The sequence below is a fragment of the Mycobacterium sp. NGS54 genome (assembly GCF_059812465.1).
Genome location: NZ_JCALCS010000003.1, coordinates 20,470 through 43,266 on the forward strand (window position 1 = coordinate 20,470; position 22,797 = coordinate 43,266).

Annotated in this window: 17 protein-coding genes; 6 read left to right on the top strand and 11 right to left on the bottom strand. The window is 69.0% G+C overall.

Annotated features, from left to right (window positions below; all coding sequences use genetic code 11):
• The first annotated feature begins 11 nt into the window (after positions 1–11).
• Both AC5Y5E_RS09045 and AC5Y5E_RS09050 read left to right on the top strand, forming a co-directional pair.
• Positions 12–902, top strand: a complete 891-nt coding sequence (locus AC5Y5E_RS09045) for an SDR family NAD(P)-dependent oxidoreductase (protein ID WP_499903260.1) — start codon at positions 12–14, stop codon at positions 900–902.
• Positions 899–2,470 carry an AMP-binding protein gene (locus AC5Y5E_RS09050; protein WP_499902664.1) on the top strand — a complete coding sequence of 524 codons (1,572 nt, stop codon included), beginning with the start codon at positions 899–901 and terminating at the stop codon, positions 2,468–2,470. Before AC5Y5E_RS09045 ends, AC5Y5E_RS09050 begins: the two co-directional genes overlap by 4 nt.
• A 13-nt stretch (positions 2,471–2,483) precedes the next feature.
• Here AC5Y5E_RS09050 and AC5Y5E_RS09055 read toward each other — a convergent pair whose 3' ends face one another.
• From AC5Y5E_RS09055 to AC5Y5E_RS09065, 3 genes are all read right to left on the bottom strand, one after another.
• Complete coding sequence (locus AC5Y5E_RS09055) at positions 2,484–7,310, bottom strand: cation-translocating P-type ATPase (protein ID WP_499902665.1); 4,827 nt, start codon at positions 7,308–7,310, stop codon at positions 2,484–2,486.
• Between the two features lie 360 nt (positions 7,311–7,670).
• Complete coding sequence (locus tag AC5Y5E_RS09060; protein ID WP_499902666.1) at positions 7,671–7,895, bottom strand: hypothetical protein; 225 nt, start codon at positions 7,893–7,895, stop codon at positions 7,671–7,673.
• 42 nt (positions 7,896–7,937) lie between these two features.
• Positions 7,938–8,315, bottom strand: coding sequence for a nuclear transport factor 2 family protein (locus tag AC5Y5E_RS09065; protein ID WP_499903261.1), 378 nt, complete (start codon positions 8,313–8,315; stop codon positions 7,938–7,940).
• Between the two features lie 47 nt (positions 8,316–8,362).
• Between AC5Y5E_RS09065 and AC5Y5E_RS09070 the strand changes: the two genes are divergently transcribed.
• Positions 8,363–9,223 (top strand): rhomboid family intramembrane serine protease, encoded by an 861-nt coding sequence (locus tag AC5Y5E_RS09070; RefSeq protein WP_499902667.1) that lies wholly within the window; start codon positions 8,363–8,365, stop codon positions 9,221–9,223.
• Positions 9,220–9,681 carry an SRPBCC family protein gene (locus tag AC5Y5E_RS09075; RefSeq protein WP_499902668.1) on the top strand — a complete coding sequence of 154 codons (462 nt, stop codon included), beginning with the start codon at positions 9,220–9,222 and terminating at the stop codon, positions 9,679–9,681. Before AC5Y5E_RS09070 ends, AC5Y5E_RS09075 begins: the two co-directional genes overlap by 4 nt.
• A gap of 13 nt (positions 9,682–9,694) precedes the next feature.
• On the opposite strand, the gene AC5Y5E_RS09080 is transcribed toward AC5Y5E_RS09075, so the two are convergent.
• The 8 genes from AC5Y5E_RS09080 to AC5Y5E_RS09115 are packed head-to-tail and all read right to left on the bottom strand — an operon-like array spanning position 9,695 to position 20,221.
• A complete protein-coding gene (locus AC5Y5E_RS09080) occupies positions 9,695–10,855 on the bottom strand; it encodes an NDMA-dependent alcohol dehydrogenase (protein WP_499902669.1) in 1,161 nt (386 codons plus the stop codon).
• Positions 10,856–10,880: 25 nt separating this feature from the next.
• Positions 10,881–12,305, bottom strand: coding sequence for an aldehyde dehydrogenase family protein (locus AC5Y5E_RS09085; RefSeq protein WP_499902670.1), 1,425 nt, complete (start codon positions 12,303–12,305; stop codon positions 10,881–10,883).
• A gap of 16 nt (positions 12,306–12,321) precedes the next feature.
• The gene (locus tag AC5Y5E_RS09090; RefSeq protein ID WP_499902671.1) at positions 12,322–14,028 is read right to left on the bottom strand and encodes a thiamine pyrophosphate-binding protein; all 1,707 of its coding nucleotides are present in this window, start codon (positions 14,026–14,028) and stop codon (positions 12,322–12,324) included.
• 2 nt (positions 14,029–14,030) lie between these two features.
• On the bottom strand, positions 14,031–15,215 hold the full coding sequence (locus AC5Y5E_RS09095; RefSeq protein WP_499902672.1) for a CaiB/BaiF CoA transferase family protein: 1,185 nt from the start codon (positions 15,213–15,215) through the stop codon (positions 14,031–14,033).
• On the bottom strand, positions 15,208–16,143 hold the full coding sequence (locus AC5Y5E_RS09100; RefSeq protein WP_499902673.1) for an SDR family NAD(P)-dependent oxidoreductase: 936 nt from the start codon (positions 16,141–16,143) through the stop codon (positions 15,208–15,210). Before AC5Y5E_RS09100 ends, AC5Y5E_RS09095 begins: the two co-directional genes overlap by 8 nt.
• The gene (locus AC5Y5E_RS09105; protein WP_499902674.1) at positions 16,144–17,991 is read right to left on the bottom strand and encodes a flavin-containing monooxygenase; all 1,848 of its coding nucleotides are present in this window, start codon (positions 17,989–17,991) and stop codon (positions 16,144–16,146) included.
• The gene (locus AC5Y5E_RS09110; protein WP_499902675.1) at positions 17,988–19,367 is read right to left on the bottom strand and encodes an aromatic ring-hydroxylating oxygenase subunit alpha; all 1,380 of its coding nucleotides are present in this window, start codon (positions 19,365–19,367) and stop codon (positions 17,988–17,990) included. The genes AC5Y5E_RS09105 and AC5Y5E_RS09110 overlap by 4 nt, the downstream gene beginning before the upstream one ends.
• A complete protein-coding gene (locus AC5Y5E_RS09115; RefSeq protein WP_499902676.1) occupies positions 19,367–20,221 on the bottom strand; it encodes an SDR family NAD(P)-dependent oxidoreductase in 855 nt (284 codons plus the stop codon). The genes AC5Y5E_RS09110 and AC5Y5E_RS09115 overlap by 1 nt, the downstream gene beginning before the upstream one ends.
• A 203-nt stretch (positions 20,222–20,424) precedes the next feature.
• On the opposite strand from AC5Y5E_RS09115, the gene AC5Y5E_RS09120 reads away from it, so the two are divergent.
• Entirely contained in the window at positions 20,425–22,047 is a 1,623-nt protein-coding gene (locus AC5Y5E_RS09120; protein ID WP_499902677.1) for an SMP-30/gluconolactonase/LRE family protein, read from the top strand.
• The gene (locus tag AC5Y5E_RS09125; protein WP_499902678.1) at positions 22,047–22,787 is read left to right on the top strand and encodes a GntR family transcriptional regulator; all 741 of its coding nucleotides are present in this window, start codon (positions 22,047–22,049) and stop codon (positions 22,785–22,787) included. Before AC5Y5E_RS09120 ends, AC5Y5E_RS09125 begins: the two co-directional genes overlap by 1 nt.
• Positions 22,788–22,797: the final 10 nt, after the last annotated feature.

Genomic DNA, 22,797 nt, shown 5'->3' on the forward strand with positions numbered 1-22,797 from the left:
CGGCAGTGAACGTGAACGTGATAGCGAAAACCTTGGCGGCGGCCACCGATCGCCTGGCGAATCCGGCGCGGGTCGCGGATCCCGACAGGCTGCGCGGCGCCGTTTCCGGCAAGACCGTGTTGGTGACTGGTGCGTCGTACGGAATCGGCGAAGCCACGGCCCGCAAGATGGCCGCCGCGGGAGCGACCGTGCTGATCGTCGCCAGGTCGGCGGAAAAGCTCGAGGACGTCGCGGCGGCCATCAACGCCGGCGGCGGCCGCGCGGTCGCCTATCCGACCGACCTCACCGACGAGTCCGCGGTCAGCGAGCTGACGAAGCGGGTCACCGAGGACCACGGCGCGGTGGACATCGTGGTGAGCAACGCCGGCAAGTCGTTGCGCCGCTCCCTGCACCAGCAGTACGACCGCCCCCACGACTTCCAGCGCACCATTGACGTCAACTACCTCGGACCGATCTGGCTGCTGCTGGGCCTGCTTCCGGCTATGCGCGAGCGCGGCGGCGGGCACATCGTGAACGTGTCGAGCGTCGGGGTGCGCGTCGTGCCCGGCCCCCAATGGGGCGCCTACCAGGCCTCCAAGGGCGCCTTCGACCGCTGGCTGCGCAGCGTGGCACCGGAATTGCACGCCGACGGGGTGGACGTCACGGCGGTCTACTTCGCGCTGGTGCGGACCCGGATGATCGCCCCCACACCGATCCTGGGCCGGCTTCCCGGCCTGTCCCCGGACGAGGCCGCCGACGCGATCGCCAAGGCGGTGATCGAGCGGCCCCGCACCAACGAACCGCCCTGGGTGTGGCCGGCGGAGCTGGCGTCGGTGCTGCTGGCCGGGCCCGCCGATCGCGCGGCGCGGTTGTGGCACCGGCGCTTCTTCGCCGACGCAGAAGCGCAAGAGGCCCGACCATGACGGACGGCGTGGTCGTCACCGCGCTGCGCGCGCTGGTGCGCTCCCGACTGCTCAGTCCGCCTTCCCCGGTGGCCGGGTTCCGGCTCATTCGCGAGGCACGCCGCGGCGGCACCAACCCCTACACACTGTTGGCGGTCACCGCGGCCCGCTGGCCCGACCGCGCCGCAATCGTCGACGACGACGGCGCCCTCACCTACCGCGAGCTGCGCTCGGAAACGGAATCCCTGGCCCGCGCGTTGTCCGGCGCCGGAGCCGGTTCCGGTCACGCCATCGGGGTGATGTGCCGCAACGGACGGGGATTCGTCGAGGGCTTCTTCGCCGCCGCGCTGATCGGCGCCGACGTCGTGCTCGTCAATACGGATTTCCGCACTGATGCGTTGGCCGCCGCGCTGAGCGCGCACCGGATCACGACGATGGTCGCCGACGACGAGTTCGCGGACCGGGTGCGCGCCGCCGATCAATCGGTCGCGCTCGTCGACCCGGGGCCGGTCGGTGCGCGCGACGAAGGCGGGCGCAATTCGAGACCCAACGTGGCGACGCCCGGCCGGATCGTCCTGCTGACGTCGGGTACGACGGGCAAGCCCAAAGGGGTGCCACGCACACCCCAGCTGCGTTCGGCGGTGGGCGTCTGGGTGACGATCCTCGATCGCACCGGGTTGCGGACCGGGTCGCGGATCTCGGTGGCAATGCCGATGTTTCACGGTTTAGGGCTGGGCATGCTGATGCTGACCGTCGCCCTCGGCGGGACCGTCCTGACGAATCGCCACTTCGACGCCGAAGCCGCGCTCGCGCAGGCATCGCTGCATCGCGCCGACGCCTTCACCGCGGTGCCGGTCGTGCTCGCGCGCATCCTGGACCTGCCGCAACGGGTGCGGGCGCGAAACCCGTTGCCCTACCTGCGGGTGGTGCTGTCCAGCGGGGACCGGCTCGATCCCAACCTCGGGCAGCGGTTCATGGATGCCTATGGTGACATTCTCTACAACGGCTACGGGTCAACCGAAGTCGGCATCGGCGCGCTGGCCACGCCGGCCGACCTGCGGGAGGCCCCCGAAACGGTCGGAAAACCCGTCGCCGGCTGCCCGGTGCGCATCTTCGACAAGAACGACCGGCCTGTCGGTCCGCGCGTCACCGGCCGCATCTTCGTTGGCGGCGACCTGGCGAGTGAGGGCTACACGGACGGCGGAGCCAAGGCGGTCGTGGGCGCCATGACCAGCACGGGCGACATGGGCTATCTCGACAACTCGGGCCGGCTCTACATCGTCGGCCGCGAGGACGACATGATCATCTCCGGGGGCGAGAACGTCTACCCCCGCGCGGTCGAGAACGCGCTCGCCGAACACCCCGACATCGCGGACAACGCGGTCATCGGCGTTCCCGACGAGCAGTTCGGGCATCGGCTGGCGGCCTTCGTGGTCGCACAGCCCGGGCGCAGCCTCGACCCGGAGGTGCTGCGGGATTACTTGAGGGGCAGGGTGTCCCGCTTCGAGCAGCCGCGAGACATCAACATCGTCGACAGCATCCCGCGCAATCCCGCGGGCAAGGTGGTGCGCAAGGAGTTGTCGAGCTAGAGGCGGCTATTGCTCAGTCCTTTTTGGGCTCCAGCGCGGCGACCCGGTTGGCCAGCCAGTTGGGCGCCAGCACCGACACGGCGGTGGCGCCCGCCGTCGAGCCGATCACCCCGGACCAGGCGACCGGCCCCAAAGGTGTGCAGCCGAAGAACTGGCTGACACCGGGGGTTTGGACGATCGCGACCAGCACACCCGCGCTGCCCAGGGCGGTGGCCAACACCAGCGGGCTGTGGCGGCGGGTCAGCAGGGTCTGCGCGAGCTGCGTGCTCACCAGCGCGGTGAGACCCATTGTCGCTGTGCGGCGTTCGGTGCCCGGCGTCCAGCGCCCGATGGCCCAGGCCGCCGTCGCGCCGGCCGCGGTGACGGCACCCCGGGTGACGATCTGGCGCATGAGCGGCGCGTCAAGCGACGGCGAGGGTTCCGACAGCGCCGCCAACTGGAAGGCCCGCTGCATCTCCTCGGCGTCGCGGTCGGAGTCGTCCTCGTCCTCTTCCGGCTGCGGGTACTGGGGGGTGACGGCGACCGCGAGCGCGGGAAACATGTCGGTGAGCAGGTTCACCAGCAGCAGTTGGCGCGTGCCCACCGGCGCGCGGCCGGTGCCCAACGCGGTCCCGATGATCGTGAAGAGCACCTCACCCACGTTGCCGCCGACCAGGATGCTGACCGCGTCCCGCACGCCGCCCCACATGCCGCGGCCCTCGACCAGCGCGTCGAGCAGGACGCCGAGGTCGTTGTCGGTCAAGACGATGTCGGCAGCCCCGCGGGCGGCCGACGAACCCCGGCCGCTGACGCCGATGCCGACGTCGGCCATGCGGATCGCGGCGGCGTCGTTGGCCCCGTCGCCGACCATCGCGACCGCCTGCCCGCTGCGCTGCAGCGCGGCGACGATCTGCACCTTTTGCTCGGGGCTGACGCGCGCGAAGACCTGCACGTCCGCGGCGAGCCTGGCGCGGGCGTCCTCATCGAGGGCGGCCAGTTCGGCCCCGGTGGCCTCGCGCGCATCCGCCGGCAGCCCCAGTTGACGCGCGATCGCCCGCGCGGTGATCGGGTGGTCGCCCGTGATCAGCACGACCCTGCGCCCGGCTTCCACCAGCGCCTCGATCAGTGGCCGCGCCGACGGGCGGGCGGTGTCCGCCAATCCGACAAAGCCGACCAGCTCCAGGTCGTGCGCGGCCGCGTCGACGTTGTCCGCGTCCGTGTCCTCCTCGGCGGTTCCCCGGTCCCACCGGCGCCGCGCCACCGCCAGCACCCGCAGGCCCTGCCCGGCGAGCGCCGATACCAAAGACTCGGCACGGTCTCGGTCGCCGTCCCGATCGGCGAACCCGCACCGCGGCAGGATCTCCTCGGGGGCACCCTTGACCTTCAGCATCGGCTCCGCCGTCTGCCCGGTCGCGGCGACGATCGAGGCGGAGTAGCCGCGACTGGACTCGAAGGGCACCTCCGCGAGCACGGTCCACTCCGAATCGCCCTGACCGTCAAGGGAACTGGCGGCGGTCAGGATGGCCTCGTCGGTGGCGTGCGCATGCCCCTGCCCGTTGTGCGGCTGGGTGCACGCGCGCGCGGCGATGCGCAGCACGTCGGCGGCGCCCGGATCGCTCGGATCCGGGAACGGGCCGTCCGCGCTGGTCTCCAGTGGCACCACCCGCACGAGGCGCAGGCGGTTCTCGGTGAGAGTGCCGGTCTTGTCGAAACACACTGTCTCGACCCGGCCCAGCGCCTCGACGGCGCGCGGGGTGCGGACCAGCACGCCGCGCCGCGACAGCCGCTGGGCGGCGGCGAGCTGGGCCAGGGTGGCCACCAGCGGGAGGCCCTCCGGGACGGCGGCCACCGCGATCGCGACACCGTCGGCGACCGCCTGGCGCAGCGAACCCTGGTGCGCCAGGGCCAATCCGGTCACCGCCGCGCCGCCGGCAAGCGTCAGCGGGAGCACCTTGCTGGTCAGTTCCCGCAGTCGCGCCTGCACCCCGGCGGCCGATTCGACGTCGGCGATCGCCGACATCGCCCGTTGCGCGGCGGTGCCGGCGCCGGTTGCGACCACGATCGCCCGGGCGCGGCCGGCGACGATGGTGCTGCCCTCGAAAAGCATGCTGGCCCGGTCGGAGTCCGCGACGGCGACGGGATCGACCTGCTTGTCCACCGGCAGCGACTCACCGGTGAGGAAGGACTCGTCGACCTCCAGGTCGTCGGCCACCAGGAGGCGGGCATCCGCGGGCACCACCTCGGGGGCGGCCAGGTCGATGATGTCGCCCGGGCGCAGCGATTTGGCGCTCACGGTCACCGTTCGTTCGGTGGAACGGGCCGCCTCGAGCCGGCGGCGCGCCGTCGCAACGGTCGGCAGCACGACGCGCCGCGCATGCCGGTCCTGCTCGGCGAACAGCTCGGCGACCGCCGCCTCGGCCCGCAGCCGCTGCACCCCGCCCGCGATCGCGTTGGCCGTCATCACGCCCGCGACCAACAGCGCGTCGACGTTGCTGCCGACGATCGCCGAGGCTGCCGCGCCCACCGCCAGGATCGGTGTGAGCGGATCGGCCAGCTCGGCCCGCGTCGCGGACAGCAGCCGCCCCACCCGGGTGGCCGGGCCCCGCAGCGGCGCGACGAGCGGGTTGTAGGAGAGGTCGTCGAGGACCTGACGCCAGGGCGCCTCGCCGGGCTCGACGGCCAGCGGCCGCGTCCGGCTGGCCAGCCGCGAGTAGACGATTTCGGGGTCCAGGGCGTGCCAGGCGGTCAGCGGCTGCGGCGTGGGATCCGGCAACCGCAGCGCCCGGGTGGCCGAGAAGACACCCGACACCAACGCGGCCGCGGCGGCCGCGTTGACGGGATTGAGCCAGCGCTGTACGGCCAACGGGTTGGTGGTGCCGGGCTCGCCGGTGACCAGCAACAAGCCGGCCAGCGTGCTGCCGCCCTTGGCGAGGCGAACCGACGATTCCGTGGCCTCCCGGGCCACCGGCAGCGTCGAGAGGATCCGAACCGCCGCGGCGAGGTCGGTGCCGGTGATGATGTCGGCGGTCCACGGCGTCGCGGCCTGTGGATCGTCGAGCGCCACGCCGACGTCGGCGACGGCGAGCGCCGCCAACGTGTCGGTGGACGCGAAGTCCCGGTGCACGGCGGTGATCAGCAAGACCGGCCCCCGGTCGGTCCGCAGATCGCGGACCAACTGCAGCAGCGGCGTGCCCGCCGGATGGCTGACGGCGACGCTGGCCGTCAGGTCCTCGGTGCCGGCGACGTGGCGCAACACCACCCGCGCCCCGGTCCGGTGGGCGGTCTGCAACAGCGGGATCGCGAACGGGTCGACCTCCCACCCCACATCGACGCCGCCGACGCGTTCACCGTCGACGATGAGGTCGGCGTGCTCGAGGCCCTGGGCGGGCGTCGCCGACGGCTCCTGGGCCCGAAGCCATCGCAGGCGGGCTCCGGTGGCGGGTAATTCGTCTGGGTCGGGGTCGGGCGCCTCTTCACCGTGCAGCAGCGCGTCGGCGACCTCGTAGACGCGGTCCTCATCCCAACCGGGGATGTCCCCGCGTGCCTGAAGCACCGCGCGGTTGTCGCCGCGCAGCGCCGCCCCGTCGATGACGACCACCTTGACCCGGTCCAGCCGGCGCAGGGCGCCGGGGTCCAGGATCAGTTGTCCGGCGTTGGCCAGCCCGCGCCCCAGCACGGCGGCGAAGGTCTGGCGGCCGGTATGCGCGGCCCGCGGCACGCCGGCCAGCAGCGCCCCGGCCGCGTCTTCGGTGCCGCCGCCGGCCAGCAGCGCGCCGGCCGCGGCGATCAGCGACGCGTTCGCGGCCTGGTCGGCGTACTCCTCGACCGGCCCGGCCATGGAACCCTTCGCGGTGTCGATGGCGGCGTCGATCGCGCCACCGACCATGACGTGGGATACCTCGCCGGCGGCGGCCGCGGCCCAGTTGTGCCGCGGGGCCTGCGAGCTGGGCCCGGCCGACGAGATGACGGGCACCACCGGCGCCTGTGGCCGATCGGGCGAGGCCAGCTGCGGCTCCCGCTCCCGCCATCGCTGACGATGGGCCGAGGCCTCCGAGATCTGCAGGCTGCGTTGCGCCAGGTCCAACATCGGTGTGCCCACCGCCTGGGTGAGCCCGTTGGCCAACGCCGTCGAGGCGCTGAGCGCGATGTCGGTGCCGACGCGGCCCAGCCGCGACTCCAGGACGGCCACCACCCGCGGCTGGTGATTGAGCAGGGCGGCCGCGGCGCGCGCGCTGCGCGGCGCGACGGGCAGGCGGCCCAGCCAGCCGGTCACCGCGGCCCCGATCGCCGCGACGTCCATCGCCGCCGCGGTGAACGGGACCAGAATCGCCAGCGGGTTACCCGGGTCGGCGAACGGCGCGGTGCGGCTCACCGCCTTGGGCCCGGTGAAAGCGAGATCGGCGGCCACGGCGCAAACCGTTTCCCGGACCTCGTCGAGGACGTGATCGGCGTCGGCGTCGCCGTCGAGTTCGACCACGAGCCGGCCCAGCGCGCCCTCGACGTGGGCGGTGGCCACCCCGGCGATCCGGCGAACCGGTTCCTCCACCACCGCCGCGTGCTCGTGCCAGCTGGGGAACGGCAGCAGCGGGTCCAGGTCCAGATGCACCCGGCGCCCGCTACGCCAGCGCACCGGCGGGACGACGGCGTCGGGGGAGCCGCCGGACGGGGAGCCGATGCCGATCGCCCGCCCCGTCGTGTGGGCCACCGAGGTCACCACCGGGCCGGCCAGCTCCATCACCGGGCTGGCGAACATCTGCACCGCGCCCGCGGCGCCGGCCGCCGTGGAGACGCCGGCCCGCACCACCTGCGCGGCTCCGCCGGTCACGCCAGCGACGACGCTGGCTACACCCGGAATCCTCATTCCGTCACCCTTCAAACCCGTCTATCCGCGCCTAATGATCCTGGCGTGCCTGTGGCCTGTCCACATATGGGCCGGATGGACGGCCGAGCGAAAACACCAGCGAGTGGGCGCGTCGGACTCGCTCGGTTACCAGGGGTGCAATCGCTTCCTGGCAGGAACATTACCGGGTTCGCGACACAGCAAACCTGGGAGAACACGCGCGCGGCGAAACCTTGACCACGGCGGCGCTTGCGGTGTCGCGACGCCGAACCGCATTGGCGGAGGCGTTATTTCGAACGACGGGCGAATAGGCAAGGCCGAAAAGCACAAATGCGCGGTAGCCGTCGGACGGCTACTCGCGCATTCGGCTTGGATAGAGGTCTACAAAATCCGGTGATTCGCCCGGCCGACCTGGTATCCGGCCGGGAAGGACTTCTCGATGACCTGCAGCTGGTGGTTCACCCGGGACTCCAGCTCCAGAACCACGCAACTGTCGCCGAGAGATTTCGACTCGAGAACTATGTACCGCTGACCACAATCGGTGATCGGGTCGCCCGAGTGCAATTTCTCGACCGGCACCGACTCCGGGGTTCCTTCTTCCTCCATCCCAACACGGTAGGTCAATTCCGCGGGGGAGGGAATAGACCGCTAGGGGGTGTCGGGTGAGCGTTGCTTGAAGAACACGCTGACGCGCTTGATCAGCCCGGCATCGCCCCGCTCGAAGAGAATGCATTCCGGCCACGTCGCGCTTACGCCGTCGATCTCGAACGCCTCGGTCAACTCGACGTAGGACAGGCGATCGTTCACGTGCGAGACCCGCTGCACCTCCAGCCGGTGGCCCTTCAGGGTGGTACAGACCTTGCGCAGGTAGGCGACATAGTGCTGCTTGCCCTCGACCACATCGCAGAACGGGCCCTCGCGGGTCAGCCCGTCGTCGGCAATGGTGGTGGCCAGGCCGTCCCAATCGTGGGCGGCCAGGCATTCCAGGTAGCACTCGACGGTACCCGACCCCGACTCCACGGAAATCACAGTAAGACAACTCAACGGACGAGGGAACAGGCAAGATTGGTGCCGTGACCGGCCCCAGCGAACCACAGTGGCAGTCGGCCGGCGTCTGCTATCGGCACCCTGGCCGCCCGACCTACTTGAGCTGCAACCGCTGCGAACGCTATATCTGCCCGGACTGCATGCGCGCGGCCGCGGTCGGTCACCAGTGCGTGGAATGCGTGGAGGAGGGTGCCCGAAGCATTCGTCAGCCCCGGACGCAATTCGGCGGGCGGGAGCGGGCGGGCACGCCGGTGATCACCTACGCGCTGATCGCGATCAACGTGGTGGTGTTCGCACTGCAGATGTCGGTGCGGGGCTTGCAAAGTCAGCTCGTCCTCTGGCCGCCCGCGGTCGCCGACGGTCAGCTGTACCGACTGGTGACTTCGGCGTTCGTGCACTACGGCGCCACTCACCTGTTGCTGAATATGTGGGCGCTGTACGTCGTGGGCCCACCGCTCGAGGGGCTGCTCGGCCGGCTGCGCTTCGGCGCACTGTACGCACTGAGCCTGCTGGGTGGGTCGGTGCTGGTTTACCTGATCACGCTGAACACGGCGACGGCGGGCGCATCGGGCGCGGTGTTCGGCCTTTTCGGCGCCACCTTCGTGGTGGCGAAGCGGCTCAACCTGGACCTGCGCTGGGTTGTTGCCGTTATCGCGATCAATCTGCTCTACACGTTCGTCGCTCCCGCCGTGAGTTCCCAACGGATCAGCTGGCAGGGACACGTGGGCGGGCTGGTCACCGGCGGATTGGTCGCCGCGGCTTACGTTTACGCGTCGCGGGAACGCCGCAACCTGATCCAGGCCTTGGTGACGGTCCTGGTATCGGGTGTGTTTGCGGCGTTGATCTGGTGGCGCACGGGTGTTCTCGCCGCGGAGCTGTATCTGTGAGCTGGTGGACGGCGCACGCCGAAACCGAGCTGTCCGAGGATGTGCCGGCTGCGCCCGGCGACGTTCGCGATTTCTACGTGGATCTGGACAACATCAAGATCGTGCATCCGCTGATCGTGTCGGTGCAGGCGACGTCGCGCACCGAAACGCCGGAAGGGTACCTGCAGAGCTACCGGGTGGTGGACCGGATTCCGTTGGGGCCGCTGCGCATGCCGATCACCTATCACGCGCGGCTGCACGTCCGGGCCGACGGCGAGGTGGACACCGAGGCCGACCAGTCTCCGGGGGTACGCCTGCGCGGAACGGTCACGTTCGCGCCGATCGACGGCGGCACCCGCATCACCGAGCGGATCCGGATCGCCGCACCCCGGCCGCTCGCCGCGATGACGACGCGCGAGGCCGTCAAGGCCCACATCGAGATGCTGGCCGGCATCCGGCGCCACTTCGAATCCGCGTGAACGGGGCGGCGTTCTACGGGCCGGCGAAATCGATGATTCCGCGGATGTTGCGCCCCTCGCGCAGGTCCGCGAACGCCTCGTTGATTTCGTCGAGCCCGTAATGGCGGGTGACCAGCTCGTCCAGTTTCAACGCGCCCGCCTGGTAAAGCGACAACAGCATGGGAACGCTCGTGCGTGGATTCATGCCTCCGTAGAGCGCGCCCCTGAGTTGTTTGGCCGACAGAGTCATCTCCTGAAGCACCAACGGAACCGGCGGCTCGGTATACGGGGTGATCCCGGTGAGTACGCATACCCCGCCCTTGCGCAGCAGCGTCATCGCCAGCGGGATCAAGTCCACGTGCACGACGCCGGGAGTGACGATGACGCGGTCGGCCATGACGCCGGCCGTGATGTCTTTCACCAGCGGTATGGCCTCCTCCGCGGAGGCGGCGGTGTGCGTGGCGCCGAAGATCTTGGCCGAATCCCGCTTCGACTCAACGGGATCGACGCCGACGACGTAGGTCGCGCCGACCGCACGGGCCCCCTGCAGCGCGTTCATTCCGACACCGCCGGTCCCGATGACGACGACGGTGTCGCCCGGTTCGGTGCCCGCCGAGACCGTCGCGGAGCCCCAGCCGGTGCTGACACCGCACGAGACCAGTGACGCGGCGTGGAAGGGGATCGCGTCGTCGATCTTGATGACGGACCTCTCGGATAGCACCGCGTATTCCGCGAAAGTGCCCAGTTGCCCATAGGCCAACAGGTTTTCGTCGCCCAGGTGCCGGCGGCACGTCCCGTCCGTGGGCATTTCCCGCACGAACAGGCTCGCGCCGATCTCGCAGATGTAGCTTTGACCGTTGACGCAAAACCGGCAATTGCCGCACGCGGGAATGAAGGAGAGCGCGACGTGGTCGCCCGGCCGCACCGTCGTCACGCCCGGCCCGACTTCGGCGACGACACCGGCGCCCTCGTGACCGCCCAGCAGCGGGAACCAGTCCGGCGCGGGCTGGCCGCTCGCGGCCAGCACCTCGGGCGTCGGCACCACGTCACCCGTGAACACGTGGTCGTCGGAATGGCAGATCCCCGCGACGGCGATCCGCACCAGGACCTCAGCGGCGCGCGGCGGATCGAGAACGATCTCGCGGACTTCCCAGTCCTCGCCGACCCCGCGCAACACGGCGGCACGACACTTCATGGCAACCTCCCCGGCGGCGCGCGTCCTACTGGGGCGCGTAGCCCAGAGTGCTCTTGACCTCCAGGTACTCGTTGAACCCGAACTCGCTCCACTCCCGCCCGTTGCCGCTGTGTTTGTAGCCGCCGAACGCCGAGTTCATGTCGAAGGCGTGGTTGATCGTCACCCACCCGGCGCGGATCTTGCGGGCCACCTCCCGGGCCTTGTCGAGGTCCGCCCCCGAGACGTAGCCGGCCAGGCCGTAATCGGTGTCGTTGGCGATCTGCACGGCCTGATCGATGTCGTCGTAGCCGAGGATGCACAGCACCGGACCGAAGATCTCCTCGCGCGCGATCGTCATGTCGTTGGTGACGTTGGCGAAAACGGTCGGCTTGACGTAGTAACCCTTGTCCAGCCCAACCGGCCGGCCCGGCCCGCCGGCCACCACGGTCGCGCCCTCGTCGATGCCCGTCTGGATCAGGCGTTGGACCTTTTCGAATTGCGCCTGCGAGGCCACCGGCCCGATCGCTCTCTTGTCGTCAGGGCTGCCGACTTTCACCTGCTCGGCGACCTCGCGCGCGACGTCGATGGCCTCGGCCATCCGCGAATTCGGGACCAGCATGCGCGACGGCGCGTTACAACTCTGCCCGGTGTTCGGCATCATGTTGGCCACGCCGGCGCGCACGCTGTCGGCAAAGCCCGCGTCGTCGAGGACGATGTTGGGGCTCTTGCCGCCGAGTTCCTGGGTCACCCGCTTCACGGTCGTCGCGGCGTTCCTGGCCACCTCGACACCGGCGCGCGTGGACCCGGTGAACGACACCATGTCGATGTCGGGGTGGCTGGCCAGGGCGACTCCGACGCCGGGACCGTCGCCGTTGACCAGGTTGTACACCCCGGCGGGGACGCCCGCGGCATCGAGGATCTCGGTGAAGATGTAGGCCGAGAAGGGCGCCACCTCGGACGGTTTCAGGATCATCGTGCACCCGGTCGCCAACGCCGGGTACACCTTGACCGCGATCTGGTTGAGCGGCCAGTTCCACGGCGTGATCAGCCCGCACACGCCGATCGGCTCCTTGGCGATCAGCGTCGCCCCGTGCTGTTCGGAGAATGAGAAGTTCTTCAGCACGTCGATCGCCGTCACCAGATGACCGAGCCCGAGTTGGACCTGTGGGCCGGCGGCCAGCGACGGCGGGGCGCCCATTTCCTCGGTGACCGCCTCGGCGAGATCGCCCGCGCGCTTGCCGTATTCGGCGAGGATCGCCTCCAGCAGCTCGAGGCGCTGTTCGCGACTGCTTTGCGACCAGTCGTCGAAAGCGCGCCGGGCGGCGTTGACCGCCACGTCGACGTCGGCGGCCGAGCCGAGCGAGATCTTCCCGGAGACCTGTTCGGTCGCCGGGTTTTCCACGTCGAACGTGTTTGGCCGCACCGGGTCGACCCAGCGGCCGTCGATGTAGAACTTCAGGTATTCGCGCATGACTACTCCTTACTCCCTACTGGGTGCCTTCCGCGTACCAGGTGCGGAATTCGTCGTATTTGGGCATCTCCTCGGAGTTGGCCTTCGGGTCGATGCAGACGTGGACCACGGCGGGCTTGCCGCTGGCGTAGGCCCGCCCGATCGCCGGGCCGATCTCGTCCTCCTTCTCGACGTACTCGCCGTGGCAGCCGAAGCCCTCGGCGACCTTGTCGAGGCGGACGTCTTTGCTCCAATGCACGCCGGGTTGTGGCGACGGCTGGGGGAAGGTGCGCTTGTAGACGCCCACCTCGAGTCCCCACTGGTGATCGACACCCACCACGCACACCAGCGGAAGCTTTTGCCGCGCGGCGGTTTCCAACTCGGCGATGTGGAACAGGAACGCCGAATCGCTGGTCAGCAGCATCACCGGGCGCTTGCCGCCCTCGGCGACCGACGCCCCGACCGCGTACGGCAGGCCGGTGCCGAGATGGCCGAAGTTCTGGTTCCAGATGACGTCGCGTGGTTTGGCCTGTGAGTAGGTCCACTGGAAAATGACGGTCGCGCCGCCGTCGCGGACCAGGATGCCGTCCGTCGGGAACGCTCGAGTGGCCTCGACGACGAACCGCGCCGGGTGTATCGGCGTCCGGCCCGTCGGCGCGTTCTCCGCGAGCTGCGCCAGCTCCGTCGCGTCCTGTCTGATCCAGCGGTCGAGGTCGACGGACGCCCTTCTCGGACTGTCACGGAGCGCCTTTACCAGCTGGGGCACCACCCCGCGAAGGTCACCGACCAGGGGGACGTCGATGGGACGGTTGACGCCGATGGCAACCGGATCCTGTTCGACCAGAACCCATTTGCGTTCCGCATCGTTCTGCGCCCAATGGCGGGTCCGGCCGTAGTGGCTCGGTTCGCCCAGCTCCGTACCCAGCGCCACACACAGATCCGACTTCACCACCGCCTCGACGGCCGCGGGCGAGAATCCGTAGGCGAAGGTGCGGTCCTCGAGACCCTCGATGAACGACGTGCCGCCCGAGGTCTGGATCACCGGGCAGGCCATCAGGCCGGCCAGCTCCCGGACCGCCGCACCGGTGCGCGATGTGTGGACCCCGTGCCCGACCAACAGGATCGGGCTCTGGGCCGCACGGATCAACTTCGCCGCTTCGGCCACCTCGCGCTCACCCGCGGTCTGGCTGACGAGCCGATACCGTTCGGGTGGAAGCGGATCCGCCACGTCGAGCTCGGCGAGGATGACGTGCGACGGGTACTCGATGTAGGCCGGTCCGGGCGTACCCGACATGGCCCGCCGGATCGCCTCGTGGACGATCTCGTCGGTCTGGTCGGCGTACTCGATCGAGCTGCTGTATTTGACCGACGGCGTGAAAAGGCCTTCCTGCTGGACGAATTGGATGCGTCCGCGCCGGACCCGGCGCTCGGTGATGCGGGCGCGCTGGCCGCCGAGGAAGATCACCGGCGAGTTCTCCACGAGGGCACACATCATCGCGCCGGAGATGTTGGCCACGCCGGGGCCGAGCGTGCCGATGCACAGGCCGGGCTTACCCGTCATCCGCGACGCCGCCTCGGCCATGAATCCCGCGCTCAGCTCGTGATGCGGCGCGACGACGGACCACCCGCGGGCGTCGGCCTCGGTGAACATGTGCACGAAATTCGGGTCCGGGATACCGAACAGCGTGTTCACACCCTCGGCCTCGAACAGGTCGAGGATGCGCTTGTAGACGGGCACGGTCATGGTCAAAGTTCCTTTCCGTCGCGAGCGAGATGCCCCCAGCCCGCGCCGATTTCGGCCAGCACGTCTGCGGTGTCGGCGCCCAGCTCCGGCGCGGGCCCCGCGACGCGACCCGGCGTCCGGGAGAACCAGGTGGGTACGCCGGGGAAGCGCACCGGTCCGTGCGGGGTGTCGACGGTCTGGAACATGCCGACGGCGTTGAGATGCGGATCATCGAACAGCGCGCCCGGGGTGTTCAGGGGCGCGGCGGGTATCTCGAGTTCGCGGAACAGCGCCAGCCACTCCTGGGTCGAGCGCTGCTTCATCGTCTCGGCCAACAGTCCGTAGACAGTGTCGATCTCTCGCGCGCGCTGTTCCAACGTCGAATACAGCTCACTGGCCCACGGCGGCTGCACGGCGTCGATGAACGCGGTCCAGTGCTTGTCGTTGTAAATCAGCGCGGCGATGTGGCCGTCGCTCGTGCGATAAGGACGACGGTTCGGCGCCACGGTGCGCGGATACACCGCCGGGCCCAGGGGAGGGTCGAACAAGGCGCCGTTGGCGTGTTCGACGAGCATGAACGAGGCCATGGTCTCGAACATGGCGACCTCGACTTCCTGCCCCTCGCCGGTGCGCTCGCGGTGGAACAGCGCCATCGTCGTCGCGTACAGCGCGGTCAGCCCGGCGACCTTGTCGGCCATGATCGTTCCGACGTAGTCGGCCTCGCCGGTCAGTTGCTGTTGCACCGCGGGCAGGCCGCACTCGGCCTGGATGGTGTCGTCGTAGGCGGGCCGGTCCCGTTCGGGTCCGCGGCGCCCGTACCCGTAGCAGTTGGTGTAGACGATCGCCGGGTTGATCGCGGCGACGTCGTCGTAGGCGAAGCCCAGTTTGGCGATCGCCTTGGCGCGCATCGAGTGGATGAACACGTCCGCGGTCGCGACGAGGGCGCGCAGCGCGCGGGCTCCCTCGTCGGTTCGCAGGTCGAGCACGACGCTGCGCTTGCCGCGGTTCACGTTGACGAAGACGCCGCTCATTCCCGGCGCGGGACCGACAGAGATGTAGCGGGTGTTGTCGCCTTGGGGGGGTTCGACTTTGATCACGTCGGCGCCCATGTCGGCCATGATCTGTGTGCAGTACGGCCCCATCACCATCGCGGTGAGGTCGATCACCCGCACACCGGCCAGCGGTCCCGCGCCCGTCCGGCTAGCCATGCAGCACTCCGCGATCGCTGGAACGGTGCGCGAGGTCGAAGCTGTAGCGGATGTGCTGCCCATGACCGTCGGGCGCCACGGGAAAGACCAACGGCGCCTCGACGTTTCGGATCGCGTCGAGATGCGTTCCGACGTCCTCGACCGTCCAGGCCGGCCGATGCACCCCGGGGCTCTCGGCGATCACCGCCCGCGCCACCCGGCCCGCCAGCGCGATGAACATCTCCCCGGTCACCGAACAGCTTTCGTGGGCCAGCCAAGCCACCACGGGCGCGACGAGCTCTGGCCCCATCGGCGGGTAGGCCGAGGTGTCGATGCCGTCGGCCATCCGCGTCAGCGCGGCCGGGACGATCACGTTGCACCTCACGCCCTCGGCCGCGCCTTCGAGGGCGGCGACGTTGGCCAGCCCGAGTACGCCGGCCTTGGCGGCCGCGTAGTTGGCCATGCCATGATTTCCATACAGGCCGCCGATCGAGGACGTCAACACGATGCGCCCGTATCCGGCCTCGCACATCACCGGAAACGCCGGACGCACAACGTTGAACGCGCCCCGCAGGTGCACGTCGAGCACGGCGTCGAAATCCTCGTGGCTCATCTCCTTCAGCGAGCCGGGCCGCACGTTGCCGGCGTTGTGGATGAGGATGTCGACGCGGCCATACGTGTCGAGCGCCGCCTCGATGATCGCCTCGCCGCCGGCCGCGGTGGCCACCGAATCGGTGCTGGCGACGGCTTCACCCCCGGCAGCGACGATCTCGCGCACCACATCGTCGGCCGGATCGGCGTCGGTGCCCTCGCCGGTGAGGCCGCCCCCCGGATCGTTGACGACGACCTTCGCCCCCAACGACGCGAGCAGCGTGGCGTAGGAGCGGCCGAGCCCTCGACCACCCCCGGTGACGATCGCCACCCTGCCGTCGAATCTCAAGTCGGCCATCTATGTTCCAAGGACCAGGCCGGCGAGGTCGCCTCTTGCGCGCCATTGTTTGAGCAGGTCGTCGAACGCGTAGAAGCCGGGCGAGTAAGGCTCCCCGAGAAACGAGCGGATACCCTCTCCGCCTCCGCCGCCCTCGTTGTTGTAATAGCCTGGCGTGCAGGCCACTTCGAACGCCGAGTTGTCGATCGCGAGGTCCCGGATCGTGGTGACCCAGTCGTCCTGACCCTCCTGACTCGGTTCGACCGTGGTCGCGCCGCGCTTGATGGCTTCGGAAATGAGGTAGGCGATGTGTTCGGCCTGCTGCTCGAACATCGCCGTGGTGTTGGCCGAAACGCCCCCCTGGAGGAAGCCGGTGTGGAACTGGTTCGGGAAACCGCGAGTGGTCATGCCGTGCAGCGTCTTATAGCTGTCACGCCAGTGATCGAAGAGCGACAGGCCGTTGCGGCCCTCGATCGCTTCCATCGCATAGCGGCGGCTGATCTCGGTAGAGATCTCGAAGCCGCTGGCGAAGATCACGCAATCGACCTCGTACTCAACGCCATTGGCGACTATGCCGTTCTCGGTGAGCCGTTCCACGCCCTTGGACTCCGACACGTCGATCAACGTGACGTTGGGATTGTTGAAGGTGGGCAGGTATTCGTCACTCGAACACGGCCGCTTGCAGAGGAACCGGTAGTACGGTTTGAGCGCCTCGGCGGTATCGGGGTCCTCGACGATATGGGCGATCCGGCGTCGCAGCCGCTCCATTATCTTGAAGTCTTCCTCCTCGCGGATCGCCATGATCTGCTCGATGCTCAGCGACGCGGGGTCCCCGCTGGCGGCGATTCGCGCGGTCATGTTGCGTCCCAGCTCTGTCCAGAAGTCGCAAACCTGATCCGCCGCGTCGAACACCACTCCCTCGAACGGCGACCACCGATGGAAATTGCGCTTGCGCTCCGCCTGCCACCCGGGCTGCAGCGATTCCACCCATGCCGGATTCGTAGGCTCGTTTCCGCGCTCGTCCACCGACGATGGTGTCCGTTGGAACACGTAGAGGTGCTGGGCATCCCGGCCCAGGTGGGGAACCAGTTGAACACCGGTCGCCCCGGTGCCGACGAGGGCGACCCGCTTGTCGGCGAGCCTATGCAGGCCGCCGCTCGCGTCGCCGCCGGTGTAGTCGTAATCCCAGCGAGCGGAATGGAAGACGTGGCCCTTGAAGTCCTTCAGGCCGGGGATGCCGGGCAACTTCGGCCTGTTGTACGAGCCCTGCGTCATCACCACGAAGCGGGCGCGGATGTCGTCACCGCGATTCGTCCGCAGCCGCCAGCGCTGGATCGAGTCGTCCCAGCGCACCGTGCGCACCTGGGTGGAGAAGATCGCCCCGTCGTACAGCCCGAAGTGTTTGGCGATGCGGCGGCAGTGCTCGTAGATCTCTGCCCCGTCGGCGAACTTCTTGCTCGGCATGAAGTCGAGCTCTTCGAGCATCGGGATGTAGCAGTACGCGTCGTTGTCACACTGGATTCCGGGGAAGCGGTTCCAATACCAGACGCCGCCGAAGTCCCCGCCCATCTCGATGACGTGGACGTCGTCGACACCGGACTTCTTGAGGTAGGCGCCCGCCAGCAGGCCGGCGATACCACCGCCGAGGACCGCTACCTCGATGTCCTCGGCGATCGGCGCGCGGACAGTCACCGGCGTGTGCGGATCGACTTCGGCGAACTCGGCGAAATCGCCGGCGAGTTCCAGATACTGCTTCGATCCCTCGGGGCGCAGCCGCTTGTCGCGCTCTCGGAGGTACTTCCCGCGAAGCGCGTCGATGTCGATGTCCTGTGGGGTGTCGGTCGGCCCGCAGGTGTCGAAATTCGTCACTGAATCTCTTTCGGCGCACCGGTACCCATGTACTTCGACAGCTGGTAGTGCAGGTTGACGGTGCTGCGCTCCCGATAGGGATTGGGCTTGGTGCCCGGAAAGCCCAGCGACTTCATGCCTTGCTGCACGGCGGCCATGTTGGAGAAGTCCTGCGGCAGAACCGAGCGCCACCTGGGATCACCGACCGGCGTGTACTCCCACTCCGTCTGCGGCTCTTCGCCTTTGGGAAACAATTCGAAGACCGATACCTCGAATATGCACTTGTCGGGGTTGTAGCTCGGGTCGGGCCGGGCGCTGTAGCACAGCGCAACCGTCAGACCCTGACCGATCTGGAAGTTCGGGAAGATCTGCCACGCGGTGCCGGCCTGCCCGAGGATGTCGGGCGGAATCGTCGGCCAGATCACGCCGCGGGCCTTGTCGTCGCGTCGCGCGGACGCCAGCCAATGCTCGAGGACCTTGTCCGCCGGTGTGCCCTCCGGCAATTCGTCGACCAGCCGTTTGGCGGCGTTCACCAGCGTCTCGGTGGTCGAGGTGTTGGTTTCCTCCATCGTGTAGATCTGCATCTGGGCGGTCGACACCCGCGGATCGGCGCCGGTGCCGAGGCGGATCTTGGACTTGGTCGCCGCGAGATCGTCCGGGGCGTCATAGCCGATGTTGCTGTGCTTGCCCTGCGCCTTGGCCCACCCCTTGAATTCGCCGAACTTGTTGAATTCCGGATGGGTTGTGTAGACGTGGTAGGTCTCGTTGAACGCCTCCAACGCGACCTTCCAGTTGCAGTCAAAATACAGCCATTTGCGCCACTTGTAGCGCATGTTCTCACACCCGAACGGATCGAGGATCTTGGCGGCGGGAAACAGATAGTCGGCCAGCGGCTCGCAGTCGGGGTCCATGTTGATCCACAACCAACCGCCCCAGGTGTCGACCTTGACCGGCCGAAGGTGGGTGTTCTCCGGGGTCAGCGCCTCCTGCCAGTCCAGGCGCTCGCGAATGTGGGTGCACGCCCCGTCCAGGCCATAGGTCCAGCCGTGGAAGCCGCACACGAACGACTTGCGGGCGCGGCCGCAGGCGTTCTTCGCGCCCTGCGGCGTGTCGATCAACCGGCGGCCCCGGTGCATGCAGACGTTGTGGTGCGCGCGAAATTCGTTGTCTCCGCTGCGAACAACGATGATCGAGTCGTCGAGGATGTCGTAGGTCAGGTAGCTGCCCACCTCGGGCAGCTCTTCGACGCGACCGACCTGCTGCCAGACCTTTCGCCACAGCTTGTCGCGCTCGGCGCGGGCGTAGTCCGCGCTGATGTAGGCCTCGACGCCGATCGTCATCGGCTTCGAGAGTTCCTCGGCGGGCGATGATTTCACATCCTTGGCCAGATCGGTCATCACACCCTCCTGATCGCGGCGCGGAAGGATTCGTCTTTGAGGAACAGCGAGGTGTTGTCGGCGCCGAGATGGCTCCACTTGAGGTCGAGGCCCCCGTCGACGAGCAGCGTCTGGCCGGTGATGTAGCTCGACAGGTCCGAGAGCAGGAAAAGGATGGCGCCGGCCTGCTCCTCGGGCCGGCCGCGCCGGCCCATCGCGATCGCCTGCCGATCGCGGTCCGGGTCCTCGTCCACGTAGGTGCGCGAGGCCGCGGTCTCGGTGACGCCCGGCGCCACCGCATTCACCCGGACCCCGGACAAAGCCAACTCGAGCGCCATCGTGCGGGTCATCGCCGTGATCGCGGCCTTGGCGGTCCCGTAGGCGATGTGAAACGGCGCGGCGTTCATGCCGCTGATCGACGAGATCGACACGATCGACCCGGGCCGCTGCTGCGCGACGAGTTCGGCCGCGACGGCCCGGCTCATGAAGAACGCGGTTTCGAGATTGTCGGTGAAGATCTTGCGCCAGTCGTCGCGCGTCACCCGTGTCGACGGCATCCACGTCGACGGCTCGGCGCCGCCCGCGACGTTCACCAGACCGTAGAGGCTCCCGTCGGCGCGCCGTGCGTGGTCGATCACGGCGGCGATGCCCTCGTCGGTCGACGCGTCGGCCGCGACGGGCACCACCGCCAGGCCTTGCTGAGCCAGCGGGGCGACGTGCTCGTCGAGGTTTTCCTTCGACCGGCTCACCGCGATCACGGTTGCCCCCGCGCGGGCGGCCATGGCCGTCACGGTCGTGCCGATGCCGCCGCCACCGGCACCGGACACCACGACGATGCGACCGTCGAGCGCCAGCAGATCCTCGCGATCGTCCATGACCTGCTTTCCCCCGGCGCCCACGGGATCTACGGCAAGACTTGTCCGGACAAAATACTGCATTCTGTCCCTTGGAGAACACTATTCCCATCGGTGGACGGGGCTGTCAAGACCGAGACCGCCCGTTTCGGAAGCTATTGTCTGGACTAGGCGAAGTTGATAGCGTCCAGCTCAAACGGCTGACGGAAGGACCTCGGCACGGCATGTCCATTTCACGGGGCGTCGCACCGCGGCCATCCCGGTATGCGGTCCCGCAGTCGATCGACGTCGCCGACGACTGGCGGCTCGAGCGGGTCACCGCGGCAAGCCGCCTGTTCGGCGCCAACGGCCTGCGCACCGGTCCGGACGGGCGCGTGTACATCGCGCAGGTGACCGGCAGCCAGATCAGCGCGCTGGATCACCGCACCGGGGAGCTGGCGGTCGTGAGTGCCAGGGGCGGCGAGATCGTGGCCCCCGACGACGTCGCGTTCGACGCGCGCGGCAACCTGTACGCCACCGAGGTGATGGACGGCCGGGTCAGCGTGCGCGACAACGCCGGTCGGACCCGGGTGCTGCGCGACGACGTTCCGTCGGCCAACGGCATCACCGTTCATCGGGACCGGTTGTTCATCGGCGAATGCCGCGAGGGCGGGCGCCTGCTGGAGTTGAACCTGAACGGCGGCCCGCCGCGCGTCATGCTGGACGGCGTGCCCTCCCCGAACGCGATGGAGGTCGGCCCAGATGGGCTGCTGTACTTCCCGGTGATGGGCGCCAACGAGATCTGGCGCGTCGATCCCGACGGGGGCGAAACGCAGTGCGTCGCCGGCGATCTCGGTGTGCCCGACTCGGTCAAGTTCGATTCGCAGGGTTACATCGTCTCCACCCAGGTGGCCAGCGGGCAGGTGCTGCGCATCGATCCGCGCAGCGGCGAGCGGCGGCTGCTCGCCCAGCTCAGACCGGGCCTGGACAACTGCACCCTCGTCGGCGACCGGGTGCTGGTATCCAACTTCACCGGCGAGATCACCGAGATATCACCGGACGGCGCAACGCGAACGGTGCTGCCGGGCGGGCTGAACTGGCCGCTGGATCTGACCGTGGGCCACGACGGGCGGCTCTACATCGCCGACGGCACATACTTCTATGCCGCCGCGCCCGACGGGGCGTTGCAGACCGTGGGGATGTTGTTCAGCCCCGGCTATCCCGGCTTTTTGCGCGGCGTCGCGTCGAGCGGGCCCGGCGAGTTCGTCGTCACGACCTCTGGCGGCCAGGTCGGCCGTTATCGGCCGACGGCGAGCGAAACCGAGGTGCTGGCCGACGGTTTCGACCAGCTATACGGAGTTGCGGTCGGGCCGGGGGGCGTGGTCTTCGCCGAGTTGGGCACCGGGCGGGTGCTGTCGTTGCGGACCGGCGGTATCGACGTGCTCGCCAGCGGCCTGCGCGAACCGGTCGGCGTCGCGATCGGCGCGGACGGGGCGTGCCTGGTCGCGGAGGCCGGCGCCGGGCGGGTGGTCGGAGTGAATGGATCGCGGATCGACACTGTGGTCGCCGATCTGCAACGACCCCAAGGCATTTGCGTGCACGACGAGGTGCTCTACATCGTCGACGCCGGTGCGAAGGAGTTGGTCGCGTTCGACACGAACACCGGGGTTCGGCGGACCATCGCGTCGGGTTTACCGGTCGGCCCCCCGGCGGGTGTGGTGCCCAAGCCGCTGAAGGGCATGCCGCCGTTCTCCGGCCCGCAGGGCCCCTTCGCCGGGATCGCGGCCGCGGCCGACGGGACGCTCTATGTCTCCGCCGACGGCGACGGCAGCGTCCTGGCGTTGCGCCGATCGGGCGGCGGCCGCTGATGTCCCAGGCCATCTCAAGCGAGCACCGCTATCTGCAGATCGCGCGAACGCTGCGCAAAGAGATCGTCGACGGCGTCTACCCGGTGGGCTCGCAGCTGCCGACCGAACACCAATTGTGCGAGCGATTCGCGGTCAGCCGCTACACCGTCCGCGAAGCGCTGCGCCGGCTGCGCCAGGACAACCTGGTCGCGTCGCGGCCCCGCGCGGGGACCCGGGTGGTTCCCCGGCCGGCGTCGAGTTCCTATGCGCAGGACACGATGTCGATCGACGACCTGCTCGCGTTCGCGTCCGGAGCGCGGCTGAACATCGAGTCCAACGAGATGGTGACGATCGACGACGAACTCGCCGCACAGACCGGGCTGCCCGTCGGCACGCAGTGGCTGTCCGTGCGCGGCTACCGGCGGGCCGACGGCGCGTCGGCGCCCCTGTGCCGGACGGAGTACTACATCAACCGCGATTTCGCCGCCGTCGGCCGGCTGCTGCAACGCCACACCGGCCCGATCTTTCCGTTGATCGAGGACCTGTTCGGGGTGAGCATCGCCGAGTTGCGGCAGGAGATCGCCGCGGTGCTGCTGCCGCCCGAGCTGGCCGACGGCCTGGGGGTCGTGGCGGGCACGGCGGCGCTGGAGATGCGGCGCACCTACACGACCTCCGACGGCGAGGTCGCTCAGGTAACGGTCAACACCCACCTGTCGTCGAGCTTCCGGTACGCCATGACGATGCGCCGCGTCAATGATTAGGGCGGGTGCA

Bases quoted from the DNA above. Each gene is read 5' to 3' on its own strand.
- AC5Y5E_RS09050 (WP_499902664.1), top strand. From the start codon at position 899: ATGACGGACGGCGTGGTCGTCACCGCGCTGCGCGCGCTGGTGCGCTCC.
- AC5Y5E_RS09055 (WP_499902665.1), bottom strand. From the start codon at position 7,310: ATGAGGATTCCGGGTGTAGCCAGCGTCGTCGCTGGCGTGACCGGCGGA.
- AC5Y5E_RS09060 (WP_499902666.1), bottom strand. From the start codon at position 7,895: ATGGAGGAAGAAGGAACCCCGGAGTCGGTGCCGGTCGAGAAATTGCAC.
- AC5Y5E_RS09080 (WP_499902669.1), bottom strand. From the start codon at position 10,855: ATGAAGTGTCGTGCCGCCGTGTTGCGCGGGGTCGGCGAGGACTGGGAA.
- AC5Y5E_RS09085 (WP_499902670.1), bottom strand. From the start codon at position 12,305: ATGCGCGAATACCTGAAGTTCTACATCGACGGCCGCTGGGTCGACCCG.
- AC5Y5E_RS09090 (WP_499902671.1), bottom strand. From the start codon at position 14,028: ATGACCGTGCCCGTCTACAAGCGCATCCTCGACCTGTTCGAGGCCGAG.
- AC5Y5E_RS09095 (WP_499902672.1), bottom strand. From the start codon at position 15,215: ATGGCTAGCCGGACGGGCGCGGGACCGCTGGCCGGTGTGCGGGTGATC.
- AC5Y5E_RS09100 (WP_499902673.1), bottom strand. From the start codon at position 16,143: ATGGCCGACTTGAGATTCGACGGCAGGGTGGCGATCGTCACCGGGGGT.
- AC5Y5E_RS09110 (WP_499902675.1), bottom strand. From the start codon at position 19,367: ATGACCGATCTGGCCAAGGATGTGAAATCATCGCCCGCCGAGGAACTC.
- AC5Y5E_RS09115 (WP_499902676.1), bottom strand. From the start codon at position 20,221: ATGGACGATCGCGAGGATCTGCTGGCGCTCGACGGTCGCATCGTCGTG.
- AC5Y5E_RS09120 (WP_499902677.1), top strand. From the start codon at position 20,425: ATGTCCATTTCACGGGGCGTCGCACCGCGGCCATCCCGGTATGCGGTC.
- AC5Y5E_RS09125 (WP_499902678.1), top strand. From the start codon at position 22,047: ATGTCCCAGGCCATCTCAAGCGAGCACCGCTATCTGCAGATCGCGCGA.